This window comes from Phreatobacter aquiterrae (genome assembly GCF_053471285.1).
Genome location: NZ_JBJPHW010000014.1, coordinates 1 through 22,346, shown reverse-complemented (window position 1 = coordinate 22,346; position 22,346 = coordinate 1). Strand labels below are relative to the sequence as shown.

The following is a 22,346-nucleotide window of genomic DNA, read 5'->3' as shown; positions in this document are numbered from 1 at the left end:
ATGCGACCTTCACGGCGGGGGCGCGGGAGCGCTCCCCGACAGTCAGGAGGCCGGTCCGACGAAGCGAACGAGACCCGTCTGGCCGCGCACCGTGGTGATCACCCGGTCGATCTCGGCCTGGCTCATGTCCGCACCACCGATGCGGACCCGGTAGAAGCCGCCCGGACGGGGGCCTTCCACGATGGTGCCCTTCACCTGCTCGAGCAGCCGGGTCATGTCGCCGGCAGTGGCGGCGGCATTGAAGCCGACCAGCAGGAAGGTGCCCTCGCCCCGGGCGACTGCGCCCGGACCATGGGAGGCGGTCTGGAACTGGGGCGGGGAGGAGATGAAGGACGAACCGATCACGCCGGCCTGAATGACCAGGGCCAGCGCCGCCGCACCGGCGGCATAGGCCAGGGTGCGCGGCGACAGCATGGAGAGCTTCTCGCCGAACCAGTCGGCGAAACCGGCGCGAGCCCGGGCCGCGACATGGGCGAACTTCGCCGGCTCGGCCTCGACCCGCTTCATCAGGTCGTCGAGGATGCGGGCGGAGGGCCGGGGCGAGGCCTCGGCAAGCGCGAAGCTGGCGTCCTGGTCCTCGCGGACAATCTCGAGTTCGTCCCGAAGGGTTTCGTCGGCGGCCATGGCCGCCTCGACCCGCGCCGTATCGGCGGCGGACAGCGTACCGGCAGCGTACCAGGGGAGCAGTTCGGAAACCGCCCGGCGCTCGGCATTGTCGATGGGGCTGCGCGTGGTCATGGCCAACCTCGGTCGACTCCGGCGCTCTGCATGAGCTCCTGGAGTCTTTTGCGCGCATAGAACATGCGCGTTTTGACGGTGTTTTCCGGTATTCCGACAATCTCGGCCACTTCGGAGATCGATTTCTCCTGATAGTAGACCAGATCGACGATCTCCCGGTGCTCGGGTGAAAGCTGGTCAATGCAGCGGCGGATGGCCTTTGCCTTGTCCAGTTTCTGAGACACCGTCTCGGGTGTGTCCGCCTCGTCCGCGATGGCGGCGGCCTGTTCCTCGTCGAGTTCCGCTTCGGTCGTCTTCCTCAAAGAGGACAACGCCTTGAACCGGGCCATTCCGAGGATCCAGGTCGAGACGCTTGATCGCCCCTCGAACCTGTCGGCCTGCCGCCACACGTCCAGGAAGACTTCGCCGATCAGGTCTTCGGCCTGCCCCTCGTCCTTGATGAACCGGAGAATGAACCGGAACACGCGGACATTGTGGCGGGCGTAGAGGGTCCTGAAGGCGAGACGATCGCCCTTGGCAACCCGGAGGATAAGGTCCTGGTCGCTGTCAGACTGCATCGTCACTCCCGAGCCGGTGGGCTCGCAACATCAGTCGCGGCGGCCGGCGATAAGGTTCAAGGACCATGAAAGAATCTGTCGGGGCGGCAGGATCGACGCCCCGCGTAACATGACGAAACGCGAGACGAGGTCAACCTTGCGGGCATGACGACAGGCCTGCGGCGCCCCGCCTGACCCGCGCCAGCCGCAGCTCCGCGCGCCTCAGCGGGGAATGAGCGCCCAGTAGTCAAGGTCGAGGATGACCGCGGGATCGTAGTCGTCGCCGGCCTTGAGCGGAAAGTCGGCGCAGGGCCGGTCCTTGGTGGCGACGGTGCGGATGCGCAGGGCGCCGACATCGTCGCGGCCGGGCAGTTCCTCAACGGCGAGGATCTGCGACCAGGCGAAGACGGTATTGCCGGCGAACAGCGGCGCGACATGGCGGCCACCATTGATGGCGGCGACCTGGAAGGCGTTGGCGAGGCCGTTGAACGACAGCGAGCGGGCGAGCGAGATGACGTGGCCGCCATAGATGAGGCGGCGGCCGAACCGGCCCTGGCCCTCAGTGAACTGGTTGAAGTGGACCTTGGCCGTGTTCTGGTAGAGGCGCGTCGCGATCATGTGCTCGGCCTCCTCCACGGTCATGCCGTCGACATGGTCGATGCACTCGCCGACGACATAGTCCGAGAGACGGTGGCGCTGGCCCGAAAGCCCGGTGTCCCACGCCTCGGGGTCGATGAACGGGCAGGCGTCGCCGAGTTGGTCCGCCTCCAGCGCCTTCGGCAGGGCCGGCACGTGCTCGGCAGGCGCGGGGGCGGCCTCGTCGCGCTTCCTCACCATCACCCAGCGGACATAGTCGAGCACCTCGTCGCCGTGCTGGTTCGCGCCGATGGAGCGCACATAGACGACGCCGGTCTTGCCGTTGGAATTTTCCTTCAGGCCGACGACCTCGGACACCGTGGAGAGCGTGTCGCCCGGATAGACCGGCGACAGGAAGCGGCAGCCGGCATAGCCGAGATTGGCGACGGCGTTCAGGGAGACGTCCGGCACCGTTTTGCCGAAGACGATATGGAAGACGAACAGGTCGTCGATCGGGCTTTTCGGATAACCGATGGCCTTGGCGAAGGCGTCCGACGACTGGACGACGAAGCGGGTGCCATAGAGCGCGGTGTAGAGCGCGGCATCGCCGGTGGTCACCGTGCGCGGCGTGGCGTGGATCAGCCGATCGCCGAGGCGGAAGTCCTCGAAATAGCGGCCCGGATTGGTCTTCGGCATGGCGCGGCTCCCTGTGGTGCCATCTATGCCGTTCTACGCTGCGAAATCCAACAGGACGAAGGAAGGGTGGGCCGCGCCAAAGCCCGCCATTGGCGACGGATCGCGGGGACACCTTCCCCGGCGGTTCACATTCCCCGCGGCATCGGCTATCGAACCGGCTCCCTCCCCTCGCGATCCGACGCAGGCGCCATGGCCTCCACTTCCGCAACCGGCCGACCGAAGCTGATCCTCGCATCGGCATCGCCGCGCCGGCTCGCGCTGCTGCAGCAGGCCGGCATCGAGCCCGACACCCTGGTGCCGGCGGAGATCGACGAGACGCCGCTGCCGCGTGAGAGTCCGCGCAAGCTCGCGCTCAGGCTCGCGCGCGGGAAGGCTTCCGAAGCCGCCCGCCGGATCCGCGACGACGATCAGTGGCAGGGCTCCGTGATCCTCGCCGCCGACACGGTCGTCTGCGTCGGCCGGCGCATCCTGCCGAAGGCCGAGACCGTCGAGGAGGCCGACGCCTGCATCCGCCTGCTGTCGGGACGCGCGCACCGGGTCTATACCGGCCTCTGCCGCGTCGACCAGTCTGGCCGCGTCACCACGAAGCTGGTGGAGACGCGGGTGCGCTTCAAGCGCCTGTCGAAGGAGGAGATCGAGGCCTATCTCGCCTCCGGCGAATGGCGCGGCAAGGCCGGAGGCTATGCCATCCAGGGCATTGCCGGAGCCTTCGCCATCTCGCTGGTCGGCTCCTACACGAACGTGGTCGGTCTGCCGCTGGCCGAGGCCGTCGGCCTGATCGGCGCCACCGGCTACCCCGTCACGCCCGGCTGGATCGCAAGAGGCTGACGCCCCGCCGACAGTGCTCCTACCGGCCCCCATCCTCTTCGACCGCGCCAGGCCCCGACAGATGAACGCCGTCAACGACAACGACAAGCTGGTCGACCCGCCCAAGGCCTGCGCGATCTGCGGCAAGCCGGCGCTGGTGCGCTTCAAGCCGTTCTGCTCCAAGCGCTGCGCCGACGTGGACCTGAACCGCTGGCTGAAGGGCGCCTATGCGATTCCCGCGGCGGAGGACCCCGACGAGGACGGGACAGAGCCGCCGCGGGACTGAAACGCCGGCCTCGGCGCGCGCAGCAACCCTGCAACCGTCGGCGGCGACAAGGAGGCTGACCTTCCTTTGCCGGACCCGCATCATGTTTCGCCTTGTGCTTGCCGCCCTCGCCCTCCTGGCCATCGCTGCCGTACCGGTCTCGGCCCAGACCTATGGCGATATCCGGCTGCCACCCGAGCAGGACGCCGCGGCCATGCGGCTGGCGCGGCGGCTTGTCGACGGCGACATCAGCCGCCAGGTCTTCACTGCCGACTATACCGCGAGGTTGTGCTACCGGGCCGCGGTCAGCAACACGTCCAACGCGGCCGGCAGCCGCGACCGCAACGGACTGGCGCCGCCCCAGCAGGCGCAGTTCACCGATTGCGTTGGTCAGTCCGGCTACCGGATGCGCGGCGACTGACCCTTACCAGCCGATCGCCTTCGGCAGGCCGAGCGCCAGGACCGGGAAGATGAAGACGATGGCGGTGGCGAGGAACTGCATTCCGACGAAGGGAATGACGCCGCGGTACATGTCGGCCGTCCGGATCTCGGGGGGCGCCACCGAGCGCAGGTAGAACAGCGACCAGCCGAAGGGTGGGGTCAGGAACGAGGTCTGCAGCATGACGCAGATCAGCGTCGCCACCCAGACGAGGTTCGCTCCGCCGTCCTGCAGGATCGGCATGAACAGCGGGACGGCGATGTAGCAGATCTCGATCCACTCGATGAAGAACCCGAGCACGAAGATGATCAGCAGCATGAACCAGATGTCGGCGTTGATGCCGCCGGGCACGAAGGCAAACATCTCCTTCACCAGGTCCTCGCCGCCCAAGCCCCGGAAGGCGATGGCGAAAACCTGGGCGCAGATGAGGATGAACATCATCTGCGCGGTGATGACGAGGGTCGAGCGGGCGGTGGCGCCGAGCATCCCGATGCTGAAGCGGCCTCCGATGGCGGTGACGAGAATGGCGCCGAGCGCGCCCATGGAGGCGGCCTCGGTCGGGGCTGCAATACCGGCGATGATCGAGCCGAGCACCGCCACGACGAGCCCCAGCGGCGGCAGGGCGACACGCAGCAGCTTGCCCCAGAGCTGGCGGCGCGACACGGCGTCCCGCTCGGCCTGCGGCACCGGCGGCACCATGTCGGGCCTGAGCTTTCCGAGGATCAGGATATAGGCGACATAGATTCCCGACAGCAGGAGGCCCGGCAGCAGGGCGGCTGCGAACAGCGTGCCGACGCTCTCGTTGAGGATGTCGGCGAGGAGGATGAGGATCAGGCTCGGCGGGATGATCTGGCCGAGCGTGCCGGAGGCACAGATGACGCCGGTGGCGAGCCCCTTGTCGTAACCGCGGTTCAGGAGGGTCGGCAGCGTCAGGAGGCCGAGGGTCACCACGGTCGCGCCGACGATGCCTGTCGTGGCGCCCATGACGATGCCGACGAGAATGATGCCGATGCCGAGACCGCCGGACAGCGAGCCGGCGATGAGGCCGACGACCTCCATCAGGTCCTCGGCGAGGCGCGATTTCTCCAGCATCACGCCCATGAAGACGAAGAGCGGAATGGCGAGCAGCGTGTAGCTGGTCACCACGCCGAAGATGCGGTTCGGCAGAAGGTTGAACAGGATCTCGCCGAAGCCGAGGAAACCGAAGACGAAGCCGGTGAGCGCCAGCGTCAACGCCACCGGCAACCCGGCCAGCAGCAGCACGAAGAACGACACGAGCATGCCGATGGCGAGAATTTCGTTGAGAGGCATCATCTGTCCCGGATGGTCAGGCGCGCAGCCGCGCGGCGGCCCGGAGGGCGTCGCCGAGGCTCTGCAGGGTGAAGATCGCAAAGCCCAGCGGAATGAACGCCTTGAGAGCCCAGCGCCAGGGAATGCCTCCGGGATTGGCCGAACCTTCGTCGATCCGCCAGGACTGGCCGACATAGCGCAAGGCCAGGATGATGACGACGAGCCCGAACAGGACGCCGAGGATGGCCGCGAAAAGGTCGATGGCCACCTTCAGCCGCTCCGGGTAGGAGGCGAAGAAGATGTCGACCCTGACATGCTCGCCGTGGCGGATCGCAAAGGCCATGCCGAGCAGGCAGATGGGCACCAGAAGATGCCACTCCAGTTCCTGGGCCCAGACTGAGCCGGTGGAGAAGAGGTAGCGCAGCAGTACGTTGGTCGCCATGACGACGACCAACGCGCAGCAGCAGGCCGCCGCCAGGAGGCCGAAGGCGTCGACAACCCTGTCGATGCCCGCGGCGATCCGCGCCGCGAGGCTCACGAGGGCCGGACCTTGGCGTGATAGACGCCCTCCGACAGCGCAGTCCACTTCGCGTACTTGGCGTAGTAGGCGAAGTAGCTGTCGTGGACCTTCTTCACCAGAGGGTCGGAGAGACCGGCTTCCAGGACCTTGTCGTTGGCCTTGCGAAGCTCCTCGACCACCGCGTCCGGAAGCGGCTTTGCGATCACCTGGTGGTTGGTGACGAGATCGTCGAGCGCCTCGGCGTTGTTCTTCTGCGCCCAGGCCTCGGAGACGACGTTGCAGGCGGCGCTGGCGTTCTCGACGATGGCCTTGAGTTCGTTCGGCAGACGGTTCCAGGCCGTCTTGTTGATGGCGATCTCGGAGACCGTCGCCGTCTCGTGCCAGCCAGTCGTGTAGTAGTGCTTGGCGACGCGATGCAGGCCGAGCTGGCGGTCGAGGAACGGACCCACGAACTCGGCGGCGTCGATCACGCCGCGCTCGAGGGCCGGGAAGATCTCGCCACCGGGCAGCAGGCGGACGTCGACGCCGAACTGCTGGTAGACGCGGCCGGCCAGGCCGGGAATGCGCATCTTCAGGCCACGGAAATCGGCGATGGTCTCGATCGGCTTGCGAAACCAGCCGGTCATCTGCACGCCGGTGTTGCCGCAGGCGATCGGCACCAGGTTGAAGCGGTCGTAGGTCTCGCGCCAGAGATCCATGCCGCCGCCGTCATAGAGCCAACCATTCATGCCCTGGAAATTGAGGCCGAAGGGCACGGCGGTGAAGTACTGCGCGGCGAAGCTCTTGCCGGTCCAGAAATAGGAGTTGCCGTAATTCATCTCCACCGTGCCGGCAGAGGCGGCGTCGAAGCCCTCGAAGGCGGGCACAAGTTCGCCGGCGCCGAAGAACTGGATGCGCAGACGGTTGTTCGACATCGTCTGGATGCGCTGGATGAGGTCGGTGGCCGAGCCCGGCCCGACCGAATAGAAGGCGGCACGCGGGCCATAGGCGGATGTCATGCGCCAGGTGAAGGTCGCCTGGGCCGTGACGACATTGGGCGCCGCGATGGTGGCGGCGCCCGCCAGCGTGGCTGTCTTGAAGAAGTCTCTGCGTCGCATGAAAGGCTCCTGACGGGCGGAACGATATCCGACCACAGGATCGCAAGCCGCGTGCCAGCCGGGCCGGCAGCGATTTTGTTACAAAGATCAGACATTTGCGCCGAAGTGTCTGTCAGCGCCTGTTCGGCCGTCGCTGATCACTGTTTGTGCAGCTTGATCAAATGCACAACAACCGGGCTGAATCGACCGAGCCACGATCTTGGCTGGTCCTGCGACCTGTCTCGCGACCGCCAGACGCCGTCAGAGCATTTCCAGCGACCGCCTGCGCGTCGGCGGCGGAAAGGCGCGGTCGATCTCGGCCATATCCTCGGGCGTCAACTTGAGATCGGCCGCCGGACGGTTCTCGACCACATGGGCCGGCGTCGCCATCTGCGGAATGGCGACGACGCCGCCCCCGCGCAGCGTGAAGGCGAGCGCCACCTGCGCCGCCGTGGCGCCGGAATGGCGGGCGGCGATGGCGGCAAGAACCGGATGGCGCGGCAGGCGTCCCTGCTCGATCGGCGAATAGGCCATGACCGGGATGCCGCGGGCGGCCTGCCAGGGCATCAGGTCGAATTCGATGCCGCGCCGGCCGCAATTGTAGAGCACCTGGTTGACGGCGACCGCGCCGCCGCCCTCCGCGATCAGTTCCTCCATGTCGTCCCGGTCGAAGTTGGAGACACCCCAGTGGCGGATCTTGCCCTCCGCCTTCAGGCGCTCGAAGGCGCCGATGGTCTCGGCGAGCGGAATGCTGCCGCGCCAGTGGAGCAGGTAGAGGTCGATGCGATCGGTCTTCAGGCGCCTCAGCGACCGCTCGCAGGCCTCGATGGCGCTGCGGCGGCCGGCATTGTGCGGATAGACCTTGCTGACGAGAAAGGCCTCGTCGCGGCGACCGGCCATCGCCTCCCCGACCAGTTCCTCCGCCGCGCCATCGCCATACATCTCGGCCGTGTCGATCAGCGACATGCCGGCATCGAGGCCTTGCCGGAGCGCCGTCACCGCCTCGCGCCGCCGGGCGGGCCGGTCGGCAATGGTCCATGTGCCCTGGCCGAGCACGGGGATGGCTTCGCCGGTCGGCAGGCTCGTGGTGGGGATGGGCTGGGTCATGGCCGGCTCCTCGCCCGGAGCCGGTCCGGACCTTACTGCTGCCGCGGGATGTTAGCCGCGGCGATGACCTTTGCCCATTTCTCGGTTTCATTCTTGAGAAACGCGCCGAATTCAGCGGCGGTCTGGGGAGCGGCCTGGGCGCCGAAACGCTCGAACTTCTCGACCGTCTCCCTGTCCCTCAAGGCCTTGACCATTGCCTCGTTGAGCCTGGCGACGACATCCGGCGGCGTCCCCTTGGGGGCGACGATACCGGACCATGAATAGGCCTCGTAGCCGGGCAGACCCGCCTCCGGCATGGTCGGAATGGTGGGCAGAAGCGACAGCCGCGACGGGCTGATGCCGAGGGCCTTGACCGTCTTCGCCTGGACCTGCGGCACGGCCGTCGGCCCGTCGGAGAACATCAGCTGCACATGGTTGCCGAGGAGGCTGCTCATCGCCGGCGCGCTGCCGCGATGGGCGACGTGCAGCATGTCGGTGCCGGTCATGCTCTTGAACAGTTCGCCCGCCAGATGCGTGCCGCCCCCGACCCCGGCCGAGCCGTAGGACAGTTTGCCCGGATTGGCCCTGGCATGGGCGATCAGCCCCTTCATGTCGTCGAAGGGTAGCGAGGGGTGGGCGCAGACGATGATCGGGAAGATGCCTGCGCCGCTGACCGGAACGAAGTCCTCGAGGAACTTGTAGGGCAGGCTCGCCTTCAGGCTCGGATGCACCGAATGGTGGATGGCGCAGACGAGCAGCGTATGGCCGTCGGGATCGGAGCGCTGCACGGCCTGCGCACCGATCACAGCGTCCGCGCCCGGCCTGTTCTCCACCAGGACCGTCTGGCCCCAGGCCTCCTGGAGTTTCTGGGCCATCTGGCGGGCGACGAGATCGACCGGTCCGCCGGGCGGAAACGGTACGACCAGCGTCACCCGCTTGGAGGGGAAGGACTGCGCCCGGGCGGGCAGGATCGAGGCGGCCGCGACACCCCCGAGGGTGGCGAGAACTGTGCGGCGGCTGGCAGTCGTCATGGGTCGTTTCCTCCGGAAGCCATTTTCCTGCATGAAATGGCATTTCACGGAGCGATGCAACTTGGCCGGATGGGAGGGGCCGAAACGGACATGGCCGGGACGAGCCCGGCCATGTCGCAACAGGTCGGCCGCGGACGGACAGGCCGCCCGCGATCCCGGGATCGGGGATTTACTCGACCTTGGCGCCGGCGGCGCGGACGACCTCGGCCCAGCGCGGGATTTCCGTCGCCATGCGCGCCTGGAGCACATCCGGCCCCTTCATGGTCGCGAGGGCGCCGAGATCCTGAAAGCGCTTCACGAAGGCCGGGTCCTGGCCGATCTTGATGTGGGCGTCGATGAGCTTCTTCGTGATGGCCTCGGGCAGGCCCTTCGGCGCGATCATGCCGGACCACGAGGTCACGTCGAAATCGGGTACGCCGCCCTCGATCATGGTCGGCAGGTCCGGCAGGCCCGGCCAGCGCTTCGCCGTCGAAACGGCGATCGGCTTGATCGTCTTGCCCTGGATCTGGCCGATGATGGTCGGCAGGTTGTCGAACATGAAGTCGATGCGGCCGGCGATGAGGTCCTGCACGGCGACGGCGCCGGTCCGGTAGGGCACGTGGAGCGGCTGCATGCCGACCTTGCGCGACAGGAACTCGGTCGACAGATGCGCCGTGGTGCCAAGGCCCGGCGTGCCGTAGGACGCCTTGCCCTCGCCCTTCGCCTTCACCCAGGCGATGAACTCCTGAACGGTCGACACCGGGGTCTGCGGATTGACCACGAGGATGTTCGGGATCTCGTAGATGTCGGCGATGTAGGTGAAGTCCGTCAGCGGATTGAACGGCAGCGTCCGGTAGAGCTCGATATGCGCCGACAGCGGGCCGATGGTCGAGACGCCGATCGTGTAGCCGTCCGGCTCGGCCTTGGCGATGGCGTTGACGCCGACATTGCCGGCGGAACCCGGACGGTTCTCGATCACCACCGTCTGGCCGAGTTCCTTGGACAGCTGCTCGGCAATGACGCGCGCGAGGACGTCGGTGGAGCCGCCGGGCGGGAAGGGCACGATCATGCGCACCGGCCGGGTCGGCCAGGCGGCCTGGGCCGAGGCGGTGCGGATGGCCGGCAGGGCCACCGTTCCGGCAAGGCCGGCAAGGACTGTGCGGCGGTCGATCGTCATGGGCATTTCCTCATGTCTGTTGGACGGAATCGCTGAATTCGGATGGGCAAGCATCTGGCGCGCGGAACCCTTCCGGAAAGGTCTGGCGGCGCAGGGCCTCCATGTCGTCGGCGCGGAGCCTAGCCAATGACGACCGCGCGCGACAAGCCGGCCCGCGCGCGCGATGCTGCGTCACGGCAAAAAGGATGGCGCTGACACCCGACAGGTTTTATGTCAGGCGCTTCCCGACGGGGGTCCGGTCCGCAGTGCGGGACGCGACGCCGCCGTCCATCCCGACCGTTGCCGTGCCATGACCCCCACCGCTCCGCCGGCCGCCGGACCCTATCCTGGGCTCGGCTTCCGACAGTTCGTCGCCATGATCGCCGCCCTGATGGCGACCAATGCGCTCGCCATCGATTCCATGCTGCCCGCCCTGCCCGAGATCGGCGAGGCGCTGGGCATCGTCTCGGCCAACGACCGGCAATGGGTGGTGACCTCCTACCTGCTCGGCTTCGGCGTGGCGCAGATCATCTACGGCACGCTCGCCGACCGTTTCGGCCGCCGCCCCGTGCTGCTGACGGGCCTCGCGATCTATGGCGTGGCGAGCCTGGCAGCCACCTTCGCCACCAGCTTCGAGACCATGATGGTGGCGCGCGTCGTGCAGGGCATCGGCGCCGCCGGCTCGCGCGTGCTGGCGGTGTCCATCGTGCGCGACACCTTCTCCGGCCGGCAGATGGCGCGCGTCATGTCGCTCGCCTTCATCGTCTTCCTCGCCGTGCCGATCCTCGCGCCCTCCATCGGCCAGGTGATCATCCTGTTCGCGCCGTGGCGCTGGATCTTCGCCCTGCTCGGCCTGTTCGGCATGGTGGTGGCGCTGTGGGTGGCGCGCAAGCTGCCCGAGACCCTGCACCCGGAGGACCGCACGCCGATCGCGATCGGGCCGATCCTGAAGGCCTTCCGCACCTGCCTGACGACGCGCCAGTCGGTCGGCTACATGCTGGCCATGACCTTCGTGGTCGGCAGCCTGTTCGGCTTCATCAACGCGGCGCAGCAACTGTTCCAGGACGTGTTCCGGGCGAGCGAACTCTTCACCGTCATCTTCGCGGTCATCGCCGGCTTCATGGCGCTCGCCTCCTTCCTCAACTCGCGCATCGTCGAGCGCTACGGCATGCGCCGCGTTTCGCACACCGCCCTCCTCTTCTACCTCGCGGTGACGCTGGCCCATGGCGCGGTGGCGCTGGCGGGCCACGAGACCATGGTGGTCTTCGCCCTGTTCCAGTGCGCCGCCATGTTCGGCTTCGGCCTGATGGCCTCGAACTTCGGCGCCATGGCCATGGACCCGCTCGGCCATGTCGCCGGCACGGCCTCCTCGGTGCAGGGCTTCGTCTCGACGGTGGGCGGCGCGCTCATCGGCTTCGCCATCGGCCAGCAGTTCGACGGCACGGCCGTGCCGGTGGTGCTGGGCTTTGCCGGCTGCGGGGTGGCGGCGCTCGCCATGGTGCTGATCGCCGAGAAGGGCCGGCTGTTCCGGCCGCAGGCGGGGCGCTGACCTCCCGGCGGACTCTGCTGCCGATATGCTGCCATCCTGCTGACAGAATCTGGCAAGAGGCCGTGTAGGGTGTCAGCATCAGGAGGACACCCCATGGCCCATTCGACCTTCGCAGACACCGACTTTCCCGACGACGACATGTTCGAGGACCCGGAAGTGGAGGCCGTGCTCGCCGAATTCGACGGCGACCCGCGCCGCGCCATCCGCGCCCTGCTCGACGACATCGCGGCGCTCGCCGCCGACGAGCCGGCCGAAACCTTCCTCAAGGTGGTGACCCCGGTGCCGCTGGCCGGCTGGCGGGCGGAGTGAGGCGCCGCGCCGATGCCACGGCGGCCCCGGCGTTCCGCTTTTTGTCCTAGTATAGGATTTTTTGCTTGACGCGGCGTTCCGCCTCTGTCATGGTCGGGCTCCTGTCGGAAGGGAGGATCGCATGAGGCCCATCGTCGTCGCGCTGCTGGCCCTGATCGCCTGGGCCACCATCCCCCTCGCCGCCCCGGCGCTCGCCGACGAGGCCGTGTCGCTGTCGGGCGGCTACGGCCTGCTCAACGCGCCGCGCGCCCCGCGCGCGTCCATCGTGCTCATCCCCGGCGGCAACGGCCATCTCGGCATCCGCGCCGACGGCAGCTTCTCCTCGCTCCAGGGCAACCAGCTGGTGCGGACGCGCAAGGCCTATGCGGCGGCGGGCGTCGCCTCGCTCACCATCGACAGCGGCGTGTCGGTCGCCGCCGCCGTCGCCTATCTCCGGCAGCGGTTCGGCCGCCCGGTGACGGTGGCCGGCACCTCCCGCGGCTCGCTCCGGATCGCCGAGGCGCTGGGCGCGCGCCCGAACGGCGTCGTCATCACCGCGGGCTTCCTCGATCAGCTTCGCGGCCAGATCGGTTCCCCCGCGGCCCTGCCGCCGACGCTGGTGGTGCATCACCGCCGCGACGGCTGCCGTTTCACCTCGCCCTCGGGCGTCGAGCCCTTCAGGGCCTGGGGCGGGGCGCGGGTCCGGGTGGCGTGGTTCGACGGTGGACCGGATGCCGGGGACCCCTGCCAGGCGCGCGGCTATCACGGCTTCGCCGGCCAGGACGGGCGGGTGGTGGGCGTGGTCGCCGGCTTCGCGCGAGGCCTGCGATGAGGGGCCGGCGGGGTCCGCCTTGCCAAAGTGCTGGTCATGCCATATGTTTGGTCATGATTTCCTGCCATTTGGACTGGATCGGATCATGACCACCAAGGCAGCCCGGGTGCCCTCGCGGCGGGCCGCGACAGTCGCCCCGGTCACGGGCGGCGTCCGCACCTCCGGCTATTTCGACGCCGAGGGCCTGATCGCCATCGACCGCGTGGCCGACCGCTTCGGCGTGTCGAAGGCGCAGCTCGCCGACACCATGGGCGTGAGGCCGGAGACCTTCCACCGCGCCGCGCGGGCGAAGGCGCCGAAGACGCAGGAACGCGTCACCGAGATGATCGAGATCGTCGCGCGCGTCGCCGACTGGGCCGGCGGCGAGAGGCAGGCGCTCGCCTGGTACCGCGCCGCGCCGCTGCCGGCCTTCGGCGGCCGCACGGCGGAGAGCCTCGTGAAGGACGGCAAGGCGGCGGCGCTGCGCGACTGGCTCGACCATGTCGCCACCGGCGGCTTCGCCTGAGGGGTGGCGCCAGGACGGGCAAGCGCAGGAGCCGGAAGAGGCACTCGAACCTCCACCCGTCATGCCCGGGCTCGGCCCGGGCATCCACGAATTGTCTTCCCGCTGCGGTGTTCAAGTCGTGGATGCCCGGCACACGGCCGGGCATGACGCGATGAGGGCAGCGCCAAACAACCGGGACCCCGTGCCGGCAGCATCATGAGATCCCCGCCCCTCCCCCTCACCCGCTATCGCGGCCTCGCCTACCGGGCGCACGACCCGCGCTGGGCCTTCGCGCCGACCTCCGGCGCGGGCGCGGCGATCCATGGCGGGCGGTTCAATCCCAAGGGCATGGCGGCGCTCTATCTCGCCCTCTCCATCGAGGGCATGTTCGCCGAGGTCTCCCACGGCTTCGCCCACCGCTTCCCGCCGCTGACGGTGGTGACCTACGACGTGGACTGCGCCGGCATCCTCGACCTCACGACGGAGGCGGGCCGACAAGCCGCCGGCACGGACCTTCAAACCCTCGGCTGCGCCTGGATGCTGGACCGCGCCGAGGGGCGCGTGCCTCCCACGTGGACGCTGGCGAAGCGGCTCATCGCGGCGGGGGCCGCCGGCGCGCTGGTGCCGAGCTTCGCCACCGGCGCGACGGAGGGGATGCGGAATCTGGTGCTGTGGAGGTGGGGAGGGGAAGCGCAGAAGGTGGTGGCGTGGGATGAGGAGGGGCGGCTGGGGTGAGGGTGCCAGACTTGGGTGCAAAGCCCCTTTTGCGACTTGCGCTTCCAATCGCGAGGCGACAAGAATACGCAACCAGTGAGTGCGAACTACCACCCGATACAATTTTGCCAGTCCGCCTAGAGAACGCGGCCGGAGGAAGTTGAAGGTTTGTTCATGGCTTGGTCTGACGGCATCGTACCGGGCTCGCCCGCATTTCAAATTGCGTCTTCAGAAGATCGACGACTTCGTGTCGTCGCAGGACCCGGCACTGGAAAATCGTTCGCGATGAAGCGGAGGGTTGCAAGACTGCTTGAAGTTGGCGTGCCGCCAAACGCAATCTTGCCCGTTACATTCACACGGGTAGCAGCAGAGGATTTGCACCGCGAACTGGTGGGGATGGGCGTCCCAGGGTGTGACCAACTGGAAGGCAGAACTCTTCATAGCCTTGCGTTCAAGATTTTGATGACAACTCATGCGCTTGAAGCGACCGGACGTGTTGCTCGCCCTTTAAATGATTTCGAGATCGAGCCCCTTCTTGCTGACCTTGCCGGTGCCCATCAGGGCAAGCGGAGTGTCAAAAAGCGCATCCGCGCCTTTGAATCGGCCTGGGCCAGACTTCAGGCCGATGAACCTGGATATGTGCAGTCACCAGAGGATGCATCACTTGAGCTCGATTTGAATAACTGGCATCGATTTCATAATAGTATGCTCATTGGCGAAGCAATTCCTTTGGCATACAGGTATTTGCTGCACAATCCTGCCGCCCCCGCTCGAACTGCATTTTCCCATATACTTATAGATGAGTTTCAGGATCTAAACAAAGCTGAACAAGGTGTCTTACATTTGCTGTCGGACAATGCCAACGTTTGTATTGTTGGAGATGACGATCAATCCATATACAGCTTCAAGCACGCTCACCCCGAGGGCATTCGGCAGTGGCTAGCCGCAAACGGAGGCGGAGTGGATGTGGAACTTGGCGAATGTCATCGCTGCCCATCCCAAGTTGTGGCGATGGCAAACGCGCTCATCGCCCGAAACCTCGATCGCCCGGTGCGAAGGGCGCTGACACCGCGCCCACAAAACGGCCCGGGTGAGATACAAATCATACAGTACACGACGCTTACCGAAGAAATTCAGGGCGTAGCTAATGTAATTCAGGCCCTAGTGACCGCTGGAACTCATCCCGGAGACATTCTCGTTCTTGCTCAGCGCGGCGTCATTGGCACCCCCATCTATCACACCCTTTCCGCTATGGGGATACCGGCGCGCTCATACTACGCAGAATCGGAACTCGACTCTGAAGATGCCCAAGAGAGGTTCGCAAAGCTAAAGCTTTACGTAGATCGTGAAGATCGCGTTGCTCTAAGGTGGCTTCTTGGTCTTGGTCACAACGAATGGCGCGCCAGAGCCTACCAGCGATTGCGGTTGCACTGCGAGGAACAGGGAATCACACCCTGGGAAGCATTGGAGCGCTTGTCTAGAGGGATATTCTCGATTCCACATACCGCAGCAATTGTTGAGCGTTTTCAGCGCGTTGCGGCAGAGCTCGAGCAGCTTGAAATGCTAACCTCTGTCACAGAGGTAATAGATAGCCTTTTCCCAGCTGAGAACGCCGGGCTGCAAGGCCTGCGCGCTGTAGCGCTCGAGGCATCTTTGTTGGCAAACGGCGATCGTAGAACATTTCTTGCTGAACTTAGCTCGCTTATTGCCAAGCCTGAGGTACCCACCGAGGTTACCGACGTTCGAATAATGAGTCTCCACAAGAGCAAGGGACTTAGTGCCCCGGTAACAATTATTGCCGGATGCATTCAGGGCCTATTGCCTCGGCTACCTGAAGCGGATTTGCCGGCTACAGAAATGCAATCGCAAATGGAAGAGCAGCGTAGATTGCTCTACGTGGGGATCACGAGGGTTAAGGCGGCTCCACAACTTGGGAAGCCCGGCAGACTTGTATTGACCTGTTCGCAGCAGATGCCTCTGGCGAGCGCAATGCAAGCAGGCATTCAACCCGCATATTCGAGCTTCGGGACCGCCCACCTTGTCGCGAGCCAGTTCCTGAATGAGTTTGGTCAGACGGCCCCACGTCCCATTCGAGGTTGATCGAGCGAGACCATTGAAGGCGCGAGGAAGTCCCCCCTCCTTGACACCCTCCTTCCCCCTCCCCTATGGTCCCACCCTAACTAATCGGAGCCGCACGCCGTGCGTTTCATCCTTATTGTATCCGGGGCGCCATCGACGGACGTGTGATCACTCACACGGCGGCCGAACGGTGGCGCTCAACACAAGGTCCCTCGCGGGGCCTTTTTTGTTGCCCTGAACGACCTCACCGCCTAACGCCTCGCTGCAAGACCCGACCAAAGACGACCTTGAAGGAAACCGACCCATGTCCCGCGAGATGACCGGTGCCGAAATGGTGGTGCAGGCCCTGATCGACCAGGGCGTCAACACCCTCTTCGGCTATCCCGGCGGCGCCGTGCTGCCGATCTATGACGCGCTCTTCCAGCAGGACAGCGTCAAGCACATCCTCGTCCGCCACGAGCAGGGCGCTGTGCACGCCGCCGAGGGCTATGCCCGCTCCTCCGGCAAGGTGGGCGTGGTGCTGGTCACCTCCGGCCCCGGCGCGACCAATGCGGTGACCGGCCTCACCGACGCGCTGATGGATTCGATCCCGATCGTCTGCTTCACCGGCCAGGTGCCGACCCATCTCATCGGCTCGGACGCCTTCCAGGAGGCCGATACCGTCGGCATCACGCGCCACTGCACCAAGCACAACTACCTGGTGAAATCGATCGAGGACCTGCCGCGCATCCTGCACGAGGCCTTCTACGTGGCGCAGAACGGCCGTCCGGGCCCGGTCGTCATCGACATACCCAAGGACATCCAGTTCAAGAGCGGCAAGTACGAGAAGCCGCGCGACAACCAGCACAAGACCTACCGGCCGCAGATCAAGGGCGACCTCGGCAAGATCAAGGCGGCGGTGGAGCTGATCGCCAAGGCCAAGCGCCCGGTGTTCTACACCGGCGGCGGCGTCATCAATGCCGGGCCGCAGGCCGCGCAGCTGCTGCGCGAGCTGGTGCGCGCCACGGGCTATCCGATCACCTCCACCCTGATGGGCCTCGGCGCCTATCCGGCCCATGACCCGCAGTGGCTGGGCATGCTCGGCATGCACGGCACCTACGAGGCGAACCTCGCGATGCACGGCTGCGACGTGCTGGTGAACATCGGCGCGCGCTTCGACGACCGCATCACCGGCCGGCTCGACGCCTTCTCGCCGGGCTCGAAGAAGATCCACATCGACATCGACCCCTCGTCCATCAACAAGAACGTCAAGGTGGACATCGGCATCGTCGGCGACTGCGCCCACGTGCTGGAGGACATGGTGCGGCTGTGGAAGGACGTGGCGCCCCAGGTCGACAGGCCGGCGATCAAGGCCTGGTGGCTGCAGATCGAGGGCTGGCGGGCGCGCAAGTCGCTCGCCTACAAGAACTCCTCCGAGATCATCAAGCCGCAATATGCGCTGGAGCGGCTGGAGGAACTCACCAAGGGCCGCAAGCGCTTCATCACCACGGAGGTCGGCCAGCACCAGATGTGGGCGGCGCAGTATCTCCACTTCGACGAGCCGAACCGCTGGATGACCTCGGGCGGCCTCGGCACCATGGGTTACGGCCTGCCGGCGGCGGTGGGCGTGCAGCTCGCCCATCCGAAGGACCTCGTCGTCTGCGTCGCGGGCGAGGCCTCGGTGCTGATGAACATGCAGGAGATGTCGACGGCGGCGCAGTATCGCTTACCCGTCAAGATCTTCATCCTCAACAACGAGTACATGGGCATGGTGCGCCAGTGGCAGGAGCTGCTGCATGGCGGGCGCTATTCGGAGAGCTATTCGGCGGCGCTGCCGGACTTCGTCAAGCTCGCCGAGGCCTATCACGCCAAGGGCATCCGCTGCGACGATCCGGCGAAGCTGGACGACACCATCCGCGAGATGATCGACTATCCGGGCCCGGTGATCTTCGACTGCCTGGTGGCGAAGGAAGAGAACTGCTTCCCTATGATCCCCTCGGGCAAGGCGCACAACGAGATGATCCTGCCCGATTTCGAGGGCGTCACCGGCGAGATCATCGACGCCAAGGGCAAGCAGTTGGTGTGAGGCGTGGCGAAGACGGCGGCGGGATGCTATCTTACCGCCGTCTTACCTGCCGCCGGAGGAAGCCATGGCCACCACCCGACTATCGACCAAGGGGCAGCTGGTGGTTCCCAAAGCCACGCGGGAGCGCATGGGGCTGACGCCCGGCACTTCGTTCACGATCATCGAGGAAGGCAACCGGGTGATCTTCGAGAAGTCCGAACCCTTCGCATCGACGACGCTTGGTGAAGTGGTCGGTATCCTGAAATATGACGGTGCGCCCAAATCGATCGAGGAGATGCAAAGGGGCATCGATCTGGCGTTGGCCGAGCGCTGGTCGCGCAAGTCTCGTCACGATGATTCGCCATGATCGCGATCGACACCAACGTCGTTGTGCGCATCCTGGTGGATGACGAGCCCGCGGCCGTCGCACGAGCAAAGCGCCTGCTCGAAGGGAACCGGGTCTTCGTCCCCCATTCCGTACTCATGGAAACGGAGTGGGTGCTGCGCTCGACCTACGGCTACTCCAAGGACCGCATCGTCCATGGCCTGACGGCGTTTCTCGGCCTGCATCAGGTCGAGGTCACCGACAAGGTTCGCCTCGCCGAAGCCATGGAATGGTGGGCTGAAGGAATGGATCTTGCGGACGCGCTCCACCTGATCGCCGCGGCGGACTGCGACTCCCTCGCGACATTCGATCGCCAGTTCATACGTGCCGCGGCACACCTCAACGCGCGACCCACCGTCGCGGCACCCTAACCGGAACTCTGCAACGCAACCATGACCCAGTCCCAGTCCGCCTATTTCCTCTCCGACGCCATCCACGCCGAGCGCCGCCACACGCTGGCGGTGCTGGTCGACAACGAGCCGGGGGTTCTTGCCCGCATCGCCGGCATGTTCTCCGGCCGCGGCTACAACATCGAGAGCCTGACGGTCTCGGAGACCGAGCACGAGAAGCACGTCTCGCGCATCACCATCGTCACAACCGGCACCGAGAAGGTGATCGAGCAGATCAAGACCCAGCTCGACCGCCTCGTGCCGGTGCACCGGGTGGTGGACCTGACCGTGCAGGGCGAGGCGCTGGAGCGCGAGCTCTGCCTCGTCAAGGTGCGCGGCAAGGGCGACGCCCGCGTCGAGGCGCTCCGGCTCGCCGGCGCCTTCGGGGCGCGCACGCTGGACGCGACGCTGAACTCCTTCGTCTTCGAGCTGACGGGGACGACGGAGGAGGTCGAGCGCTTCATCCGCCTGATGGGCGTGGTCGGCCTGGTGGAAGCGTCGCGCACCGGCATCGCCGCCATGAGCCGCGGCGCGGAAGGCATGCTTGAAGCGGCCTTGCCGGATGGCGCGCAGGGACGCTGAATGCGCCCCTCCTGAGGCCGAAGTCTTTCGAAGGCGCCCCATGCCGACGCATCTGTCCGTCAACGTCAACGCCATCGCGCAGCTGCGCAACCGGCGGAACCTCCCCTGGCCGAGCGTGACGGGCCTCGCCCGCATCGCGCTTGCCGCGGGGGCGGCGGGCATCACCGTGCATCCGAGGCCCGACGAGCGGCATATCCGCCGGCACGACGTGTTCGATCTTTCGGCCATGCTGCGCGCCGGGTTTCCCGCCGCAGAGTTCAACATCGAGGGCTATCCGGACGAGCGCTTCCTCAGCCTTTGCGAGGAGGTGAAGCCTGACCAGGTGACGCTGGTGCCGGACGATCCGGCGCAGGCGACCTCCGACCACGGCTGGGACGTCGTGAAAGACGCCGACCTGTTGAAGCGGGTCATCGCCCGGCTGAAGGGGGGCGGCATGCGCGTGTCGATCTTCCTCGACGCCGATCCGGCGCTGGTGCCCGCCGCCAAGGCCACCGGCACCGACCGGATCGAGCTCTATACCGGGCCCTATGGCCATGCGGCCGATGGCGCGGCGCAGGCCGCCGAGCTCGACAAGCTGGCGGCGACGACAGAGGCCGCGGTCGCCGCCGGCCTTGCCGTCAATGCCGGCCACGACCTCACCCTCGACAACCTTCCGCCGCTGATCGCCCGCGCACCGGCCATCGCCGAGGTGTCGATCGGCCATGCCCTCACCGCAGATGCCCTCATCCACGGCATGGCGGAAACGGTCCGCCGCTACCGCAAGGCCTGCGGCGGCTGAGCAACGGACGGTTCGCCCCGGCGGCCACCGGCCGGCAGGTCGGGTCCCGACGCACATCGGAAAGCCCGTCGGCGACCGTCCCGAAGCCGCACGCCGCATGACACTCAACACTTTCCGGAAGGACGGCTTGCACCCGCGATGCTGCTGCGCTAGACAACCGAACCGTAACGTACGGTACGGACTGTTTCCACCTCTCGACACCCATGACGTCAGCCGCCAAGACCCTCGCTCCCGAGACACCGGGCACCGACCCGGCGGAGCCGACCGCCCGACAGGCGGCGGTTCTCGACGCGGTGCTGACACTGATGCAGGAGCAGGGCGGCCAGCTCACCATGACGGCCGTCGCCCGGCGGGCGAGCTGCTCGAAGGAAACCCTCTACAAGTGGTTCGGCGACCGCGACGGGCTCCTGACCGCAACGGTGCAATGGCAGGCGTCGCGCGTGCGGGCCGGCCGCTACGACCGGCAGAAACTCGATGCCTCAAGCCTGAGGGACAGCCTGAAGGATTTCGCCGCAAACTGGCTGTCGGTCATCTCCAGCGCCACGTCGATCGCGCTCAACCGGGTGGCAATCACGCACGCGGCCTCGAAGCAGAGCAACCTCGGGCAGATCGTGCTCGAGAACGGCCGCTTCGCCATTGGCGACCGGTTGAAGCCGGTGCTGGAAGAAGGCCGCGCCGCCGGCCTGCTCCAGTTCGACGACACCGAGGCGGCGTTCCGGACCTTTTTCGGCCTCGCCGGCCGCGACGTGCAGATCCGCCTGCTGCTCGGCGACAAGATGAAGCTCGACAAGGCCGAGATCGCCCGCGATGCGGCGGTCGCGACCGACCAGTTCCTCACCCTCTACGGCCGGAAGACCCCGACGCCGGCCACTGCCTGACCACGCCTACCCGACAACGCAAAGCCAAGGAAGGAACCGTCCCATGCGTGTCTATTACGATCGCGACGCCGATCTCAACCTCATCAAGTCGAAGAAGGTCTGCATCGTCGGCTATGGCAGCCAGGGCCACGCCCATGCCCAGAACCTGCGCGACTCCGGCGTCAAGGACGTGGTCATCGCGCTGAAGGCGGGTTCCGCGACGCGCGCCAAGGCCGAGGCCGCCGGCTTCACCGTCATGACCCCGGCGGAAGCCGCCAAGGTCTGCGACATCATGATGATGCTGACCCCGGACGAGCTGCAGGCCGACATCTACCGCGACGACCTGCATGGCAACATGAAGCAGGGTGCGGCGATCATGTTCGCCCACGGCCTCAACATCCACTTCAACCTGATCGAGGCCCGCAAGGACCTCGACGTGCTGATGGTCGCCCCCAAGGGCCCCGGCCACACCGTGCGCTCCGAGTACCAGCGCGGTGGCGGCGTGCCGACGCTGATCGCCATCCATCAGGACGCCTCGGGCAATGCGCACGACCTCGGCCTGTCCTACGCCTCGGCCAATGGCGGCGGACGCGCGGGCATCATCGAGACGACCTTCAAGGAAGAGTGCGAGACCGATCTCTTCGGCGAGCAGGTCGTGCTCTGCGGCGGCCTCGTGGAGCTGATCCGCGCCGGCTACGAGACGCTGACGGAAGCCGGCTACGCCCCCGAGATGGCCTATTTCGAGTGCCTGCACGAGGTGAAGCTGATCGTCGACCTCATCTATGAGGGCGGCATCGCCAACATGAACTACTCGATCTCCAACACCGCGGAGTATGGCGAGTATGTCACGGGTCCCCGCATCATCACCGCCGAGACGAAGGCCGAGATGAAGCGCGTGCTGACCGACATCCAGTCGGGCAAGTTCACCCGCGACTGGATGCTGGAGAACAAGGTCAACCAGACCTCGTTCAAGGCGACGCGCGCCCGCGTCAACGACCACCCGATCGAGGCGGTCGGCGCCAAGCTGCGCGACATGATGCCGTGGATCAAGGCGAAGGCCCTGGTCGACAAGACGAAGAACTGAGCCGGACACTGTTCCGACGGGCGGGTGACGTCGCACCCGCCCTTTGGGATCAAGGCGAAGGCGCTGGTCGACAAGACGAAGAACTG

25 protein-coding genes are annotated in these 22,346 nt (G+C 66.4%); 16 read left to right on the top strand and 9 right to left on the bottom strand.

Annotation, left to right across the window (positions count from 1 at the left end; all coding sequences use genetic code 11):
* Positions 1-42: 42 nt before the first annotated feature.
* From ACJ4V0_RS18610 to ACJ4V0_RS18600, 3 genes are all read right to left on the bottom strand, one after another.
* Positions 43-738: a hypothetical protein gene (locus tag ACJ4V0_RS18610; RefSeq protein WP_448301104.1), complete on the bottom strand. Its 696-nt coding sequence runs from the start codon at positions 736-738 to the stop codon at positions 43-45.
* Entirely contained in the window at positions 735-1,295 is a 561-nt protein-coding gene (locus ACJ4V0_RS18605; RefSeq protein ID WP_448301103.1) for a sigma-70 family RNA polymerase sigma factor, read from the bottom strand. Before ACJ4V0_RS18605 ends, ACJ4V0_RS18610 begins: the two co-directional genes overlap by 4 nt.
* Positions 1,296-1,496: 201 nt before the next feature.
* Positions 1,497-2,546, bottom strand: a complete 1,050-nt coding sequence (locus tag ACJ4V0_RS18600) for a MaoC family dehydratase (protein WP_448301102.1) — start codon at positions 2,544-2,546, stop codon at positions 1,497-1,499.
* Between the two features lie 189 nt (positions 2,547-2,735).
* Between ACJ4V0_RS18600 and ACJ4V0_RS18595 the strand changes: the two genes are divergently transcribed.
* The 3 genes from ACJ4V0_RS18595 to ACJ4V0_RS18585 all read left to right on the top strand — a co-directional run bounded on the left by ACJ4V0_RS18595 (position 2,736) and on the right by ACJ4V0_RS18585 (position 4,039).
* Entirely contained in the window at positions 2,736-3,374 is a 639-nt protein-coding gene (locus tag ACJ4V0_RS18595) for a Maf-like protein (RefSeq protein WP_448301101.1), read from the top strand.
* Positions 3,375-3,435: 61 nt separating this feature from the next.
* On the top strand, positions 3,436-3,639 hold the full coding sequence (gene yacG, locus ACJ4V0_RS18590; RefSeq protein ID WP_448301100.1) for a DNA gyrase inhibitor YacG: 204 nt from the start codon (positions 3,436-3,438) through the stop codon (positions 3,637-3,639).
* Between the two features lie 82 nt (positions 3,640-3,721).
* Positions 3,722-4,039, top strand: coding sequence for a hypothetical protein (locus ACJ4V0_RS18585; RefSeq protein ID WP_448301099.1), 318 nt, complete (start codon positions 3,722-3,724; stop codon positions 4,037-4,039).
* A gap of 3 nt (positions 4,040-4,042) precedes the next feature.
* On the opposite strand, the gene ACJ4V0_RS18580 is transcribed toward ACJ4V0_RS18585, so the two are convergent.
* From ACJ4V0_RS18580 to ACJ4V0_RS18555, 6 genes are all read right to left on the bottom strand, one after another.
* Positions 4,043-5,368, bottom strand: coding sequence for a TRAP transporter large permease (locus tag ACJ4V0_RS18580; protein WP_448301098.1), 1,326 nt, complete (start codon positions 5,366-5,368; stop codon positions 4,043-4,045).
* A 16-nt stretch (positions 5,369-5,384) separates the two neighbouring features.
* Positions 5,385-5,885, bottom strand: a complete 501-nt coding sequence (locus ACJ4V0_RS18575) for a TRAP transporter small permease subunit (protein WP_448301097.1) — start codon at positions 5,883-5,885, stop codon at positions 5,385-5,387.
* The gene (locus ACJ4V0_RS18570; protein ID WP_448301096.1) at positions 5,882-6,964 is read right to left on the bottom strand and encodes a TRAP transporter substrate-binding protein; all 1,083 of its coding nucleotides are present in this window, start codon (positions 6,962-6,964) and stop codon (positions 5,882-5,884) included. Before ACJ4V0_RS18570 ends, ACJ4V0_RS18575 begins: the two co-directional genes overlap by 4 nt.
* A gap of 240 nt (positions 6,965-7,204) precedes the next feature.
* Positions 7,205-8,050 carry an aldo/keto reductase gene (locus tag ACJ4V0_RS18565; RefSeq protein WP_448301095.1) on the bottom strand — a complete coding sequence of 282 codons (846 nt, stop codon included), beginning with the start codon at positions 8,048-8,050 and terminating at the stop codon, positions 7,205-7,207.
* Between the two features lie 32 nt (positions 8,051-8,082).
* Positions 8,083-9,060 (bottom strand): Bug family tripartite tricarboxylate transporter substrate binding protein, encoded by a 978-nt coding sequence (locus ACJ4V0_RS18560; protein WP_448301094.1) that lies wholly within the window; start codon positions 9,058-9,060, stop codon positions 8,083-8,085.
* Between the two features lie 169 nt (positions 9,061-9,229).
* On the bottom strand, positions 9,230-10,216 hold the full coding sequence (locus ACJ4V0_RS18555; protein ID WP_448301093.1) for a Bug family tripartite tricarboxylate transporter substrate binding protein: 987 nt from the start codon (positions 10,214-10,216) through the stop codon (positions 9,230-9,232).
* Positions 10,217-10,505: 289 nt separating this feature from the next.
* Between ACJ4V0_RS18555 and ACJ4V0_RS18550 the strand changes: the two genes are divergently transcribed.
* From ACJ4V0_RS18550 to ilvC, 13 genes are all read left to right on the top strand, one after another.
* Positions 10,506-11,744 carry a multidrug effflux MFS transporter gene (locus tag ACJ4V0_RS18550; protein WP_448301092.1) on the top strand — a complete coding sequence of 413 codons (1,239 nt, stop codon included), beginning with the start codon at positions 10,506-10,508 and terminating at the stop codon, positions 11,742-11,744.
* 93 nt (positions 11,745-11,837) lie between these two features.
* Positions 11,838-12,053: a hypothetical protein gene (locus ACJ4V0_RS18545; RefSeq protein ID WP_448301091.1), complete on the top strand. Its 216-nt coding sequence runs from the start codon at positions 11,838-11,840 to the stop codon at positions 12,051-12,053.
* Positions 12,054-12,174: 121 nt separating this feature from the next.
* The gene (locus ACJ4V0_RS18540) at positions 12,175-12,864 is read left to right on the top strand and encodes an alpha/beta fold hydrolase (RefSeq protein ID WP_448301090.1); all 690 of its coding nucleotides are present in this window, start codon (positions 12,175-12,177) and stop codon (positions 12,862-12,864) included.
* Between the two features lie 85 nt (positions 12,865-12,949).
* Positions 12,950-13,369 (top strand): antitoxin Xre-like helix-turn-helix domain-containing protein, encoded by a 420-nt coding sequence (locus tag ACJ4V0_RS18535; RefSeq protein ID WP_448301089.1) that lies wholly within the window; start codon positions 12,950-12,952, stop codon positions 13,367-13,369.
* A 195-nt stretch (positions 13,370-13,564) separates the two neighbouring features.
* The gene (locus ACJ4V0_RS18530; protein ID WP_448301088.1) at positions 13,565-14,083 is read left to right on the top strand and encodes an RES family NAD+ phosphorylase; all 519 of its coding nucleotides are present in this window, start codon (positions 13,565-13,567) and stop codon (positions 14,081-14,083) included.
* 153 nt (positions 14,084-14,236) lie between these two features.
* Complete coding sequence (locus ACJ4V0_RS18525; protein WP_448301087.1) at positions 14,237-16,162, top strand: UvrD-helicase domain-containing protein; 1,926 nt, start codon at positions 14,237-14,239, stop codon at positions 16,160-16,162.
* Positions 16,163-16,445: 283 nt separating this feature from the next.
* On the top strand, positions 16,446-18,206 hold the full coding sequence (locus tag ACJ4V0_RS18520; RefSeq protein WP_448301086.1) for an acetolactate synthase 3 large subunit: 1,761 nt from the start codon (positions 16,446-16,448) through the stop codon (positions 18,204-18,206).
* Positions 18,207-18,270: 64 nt separating this feature from the next.
* Positions 18,271-18,552 carry an AbrB/MazE/SpoVT family DNA-binding domain-containing protein gene (locus ACJ4V0_RS18515; RefSeq protein WP_448301085.1) on the top strand — a complete coding sequence of 94 codons (282 nt, stop codon included), beginning with the start codon at positions 18,271-18,273 and terminating at the stop codon, positions 18,550-18,552.
* On the top strand, positions 18,549-18,941 hold the full coding sequence (locus ACJ4V0_RS18510; protein ID WP_448301084.1) for a type II toxin-antitoxin system VapC family toxin: 393 nt from the start codon (positions 18,549-18,551) through the stop codon (positions 18,939-18,941). Before ACJ4V0_RS18515 ends, ACJ4V0_RS18510 begins: the two co-directional genes overlap by 4 nt.
* A gap of 21 nt (positions 18,942-18,962) precedes the next feature.
* Complete coding sequence (ilvN, locus tag ACJ4V0_RS18505) at positions 18,963-19,541, top strand: acetolactate synthase small subunit (RefSeq protein WP_448301083.1); 579 nt, start codon at positions 18,963-18,965, stop codon at positions 19,539-19,541.
* Between the two features lie 40 nt (positions 19,542-19,581).
* On the top strand, positions 19,582-20,319 hold the full coding sequence (locus ACJ4V0_RS18500) for a pyridoxine 5'-phosphate synthase (RefSeq protein ID WP_448301082.1): 738 nt from the start codon (positions 19,582-19,584) through the stop codon (positions 20,317-20,319).
* Positions 20,320-20,522: 203 nt separating this feature from the next.
* Positions 20,523-21,197, top strand: a complete 675-nt coding sequence (locus ACJ4V0_RS18495; RefSeq protein WP_448301081.1) for a TetR/AcrR family transcriptional regulator C-terminal domain-containing protein — start codon at positions 20,523-20,525, stop codon at positions 21,195-21,197.
* A gap of 43 nt (positions 21,198-21,240) precedes the next feature.
* Positions 21,241-22,260 (top strand): ketol-acid reductoisomerase, encoded by a 1,020-nt coding sequence (gene ilvC, locus ACJ4V0_RS18490; protein ID WP_448301080.1) that lies wholly within the window; start codon positions 21,241-21,243, stop codon positions 22,258-22,260.
* Positions 22,261-22,346: the final 86 nt, after the last annotated feature.

What these genes read in the sequence shown, in the direction of transcription:
- ACJ4V0_RS18510 (WP_448301084.1), top strand. Translation starts at nt 18,549, where the DNA reads ATGATCGCGATCGACACCAACGTCGTTGTGCGCATCCTGGTGGATGAC.
- ACJ4V0_RS18555 (WP_448301093.1), bottom strand. Translation starts at nt 10,216, where the DNA reads ATGACGATCGACCGCCGCACAGTCCTTGCCGGCCTTGCCGGAACGGTG.
- ACJ4V0_RS18540 (WP_448301090.1), top strand. Translation starts at nt 12,175, where the DNA reads ATGAGGCCCATCGTCGTCGCGCTGCTGGCCCTGATCGCCTGGGCCACC.
- ACJ4V0_RS18500 (WP_448301082.1), top strand. Translation starts at nt 19,582, where the DNA reads ATGCCGACGCATCTGTCCGTCAACGTCAACGCCATCGCGCAGCTGCGC.
- ACJ4V0_RS18535 (WP_448301089.1), top strand. Translation starts at nt 12,950, where the DNA reads ATGACCACCAAGGCAGCCCGGGTGCCCTCGCGGCGGGCCGCGACAGTC.
- ACJ4V0_RS18520 (WP_448301086.1), top strand. Translation starts at nt 16,446, where the DNA reads ATGTCCCGCGAGATGACCGGTGCCGAAATGGTGGTGCAGGCCCTGATC.
- ACJ4V0_RS18495 (WP_448301081.1), top strand. Translation starts at nt 20,523, where the DNA reads ATGACGTCAGCCGCCAAGACCCTCGCTCCCGAGACACCGGGCACCGAC.
- ACJ4V0_RS18605 (WP_448301103.1), bottom strand. Translation starts at nt 1,295, where the DNA reads ATGCAGTCTGACAGCGACCAGGACCTTATCCTCCGGGTTGCCAAGGGC.
- ACJ4V0_RS18585 (WP_448301099.1), top strand. Translation starts at nt 3,722, where the DNA reads ATGTTTCGCCTTGTGCTTGCCGCCCTCGCCCTCCTGGCCATCGCTGCC.
- ACJ4V0_RS18580 (WP_448301098.1), bottom strand. Translation starts at nt 5,368, where the DNA reads ATGCCTCTCAACGAAATTCTCGCCATCGGCATGCTCGTGTCGTTCTTC.
- ACJ4V0_RS18550 (WP_448301092.1), top strand. Translation starts at nt 10,506, where the DNA reads ATGACCCCCACCGCTCCGCCGGCCGCCGGACCCTATCCTGGGCTCGGC.
- ACJ4V0_RS18570 (WP_448301096.1), bottom strand. Translation starts at nt 6,964, where the DNA reads ATGCGACGCAGAGACTTCTTCAAGACAGCCACGCTGGCGGGCGCCGCC.
- ACJ4V0_RS18595 (WP_448301101.1), top strand. Translation starts at nt 2,736, where the DNA reads ATGGCCTCCACTTCCGCAACCGGCCGACCGAAGCTGATCCTCGCATCG.
- yacG (WP_448301100.1), top strand. Translation starts at nt 3,436, where the DNA reads ATGAACGCCGTCAACGACAACGACAAGCTGGTCGACCCGCCCAAGGCC.
- ACJ4V0_RS18600 (WP_448301102.1), bottom strand. Translation starts at nt 2,546, where the DNA reads ATGCCGAAGACCAATCCGGGCCGCTATTTCGAGGACTTCCGCCTCGGC.
- ACJ4V0_RS18530 (WP_448301088.1), top strand. Translation starts at nt 13,565, where the DNA reads ATGAGATCCCCGCCCCTCCCCCTCACCCGCTATCGCGGCCTCGCCTAC.
- ACJ4V0_RS18610 (WP_448301104.1), bottom strand. Translation starts at nt 738, where the DNA reads ATGACCACGCGCAGCCCCATCGACAATGCCGAGCGCCGGGCGGTTTCC.
- ACJ4V0_RS18560 (WP_448301094.1), bottom strand. Translation starts at nt 9,060, where the DNA reads ATGACGACTGCCAGCCGCCGCACAGTTCTCGCCACCCTCGGGGGTGTC.
- ACJ4V0_RS18515 (WP_448301085.1), top strand. Translation starts at nt 18,271, where the DNA reads ATGGCCACCACCCGACTATCGACCAAGGGGCAGCTGGTGGTTCCCAAA.
- ilvC (WP_448301080.1), top strand. Translation starts at nt 21,241, where the DNA reads ATGCGTGTCTATTACGATCGCGACGCCGATCTCAACCTCATCAAGTCG.
- ACJ4V0_RS18525 (WP_448301087.1), top strand. Translation starts at nt 14,237, where the DNA reads ATGGCTTGGTCTGACGGCATCGTACCGGGCTCGCCCGCATTTCAAATT.
- ACJ4V0_RS18545 (WP_448301091.1), top strand. Translation starts at nt 11,838, where the DNA reads ATGGCCCATTCGACCTTCGCAGACACCGACTTTCCCGACGACGACATG.
- ACJ4V0_RS18565 (WP_448301095.1), bottom strand. Translation starts at nt 8,050, where the DNA reads ATGACCCAGCCCATCCCCACCACGAGCCTGCCGACCGGCGAAGCCATC.
- ilvN (WP_448301083.1), top strand. Translation starts at nt 18,963, where the DNA reads ATGACCCAGTCCCAGTCCGCCTATTTCCTCTCCGACGCCATCCACGCC.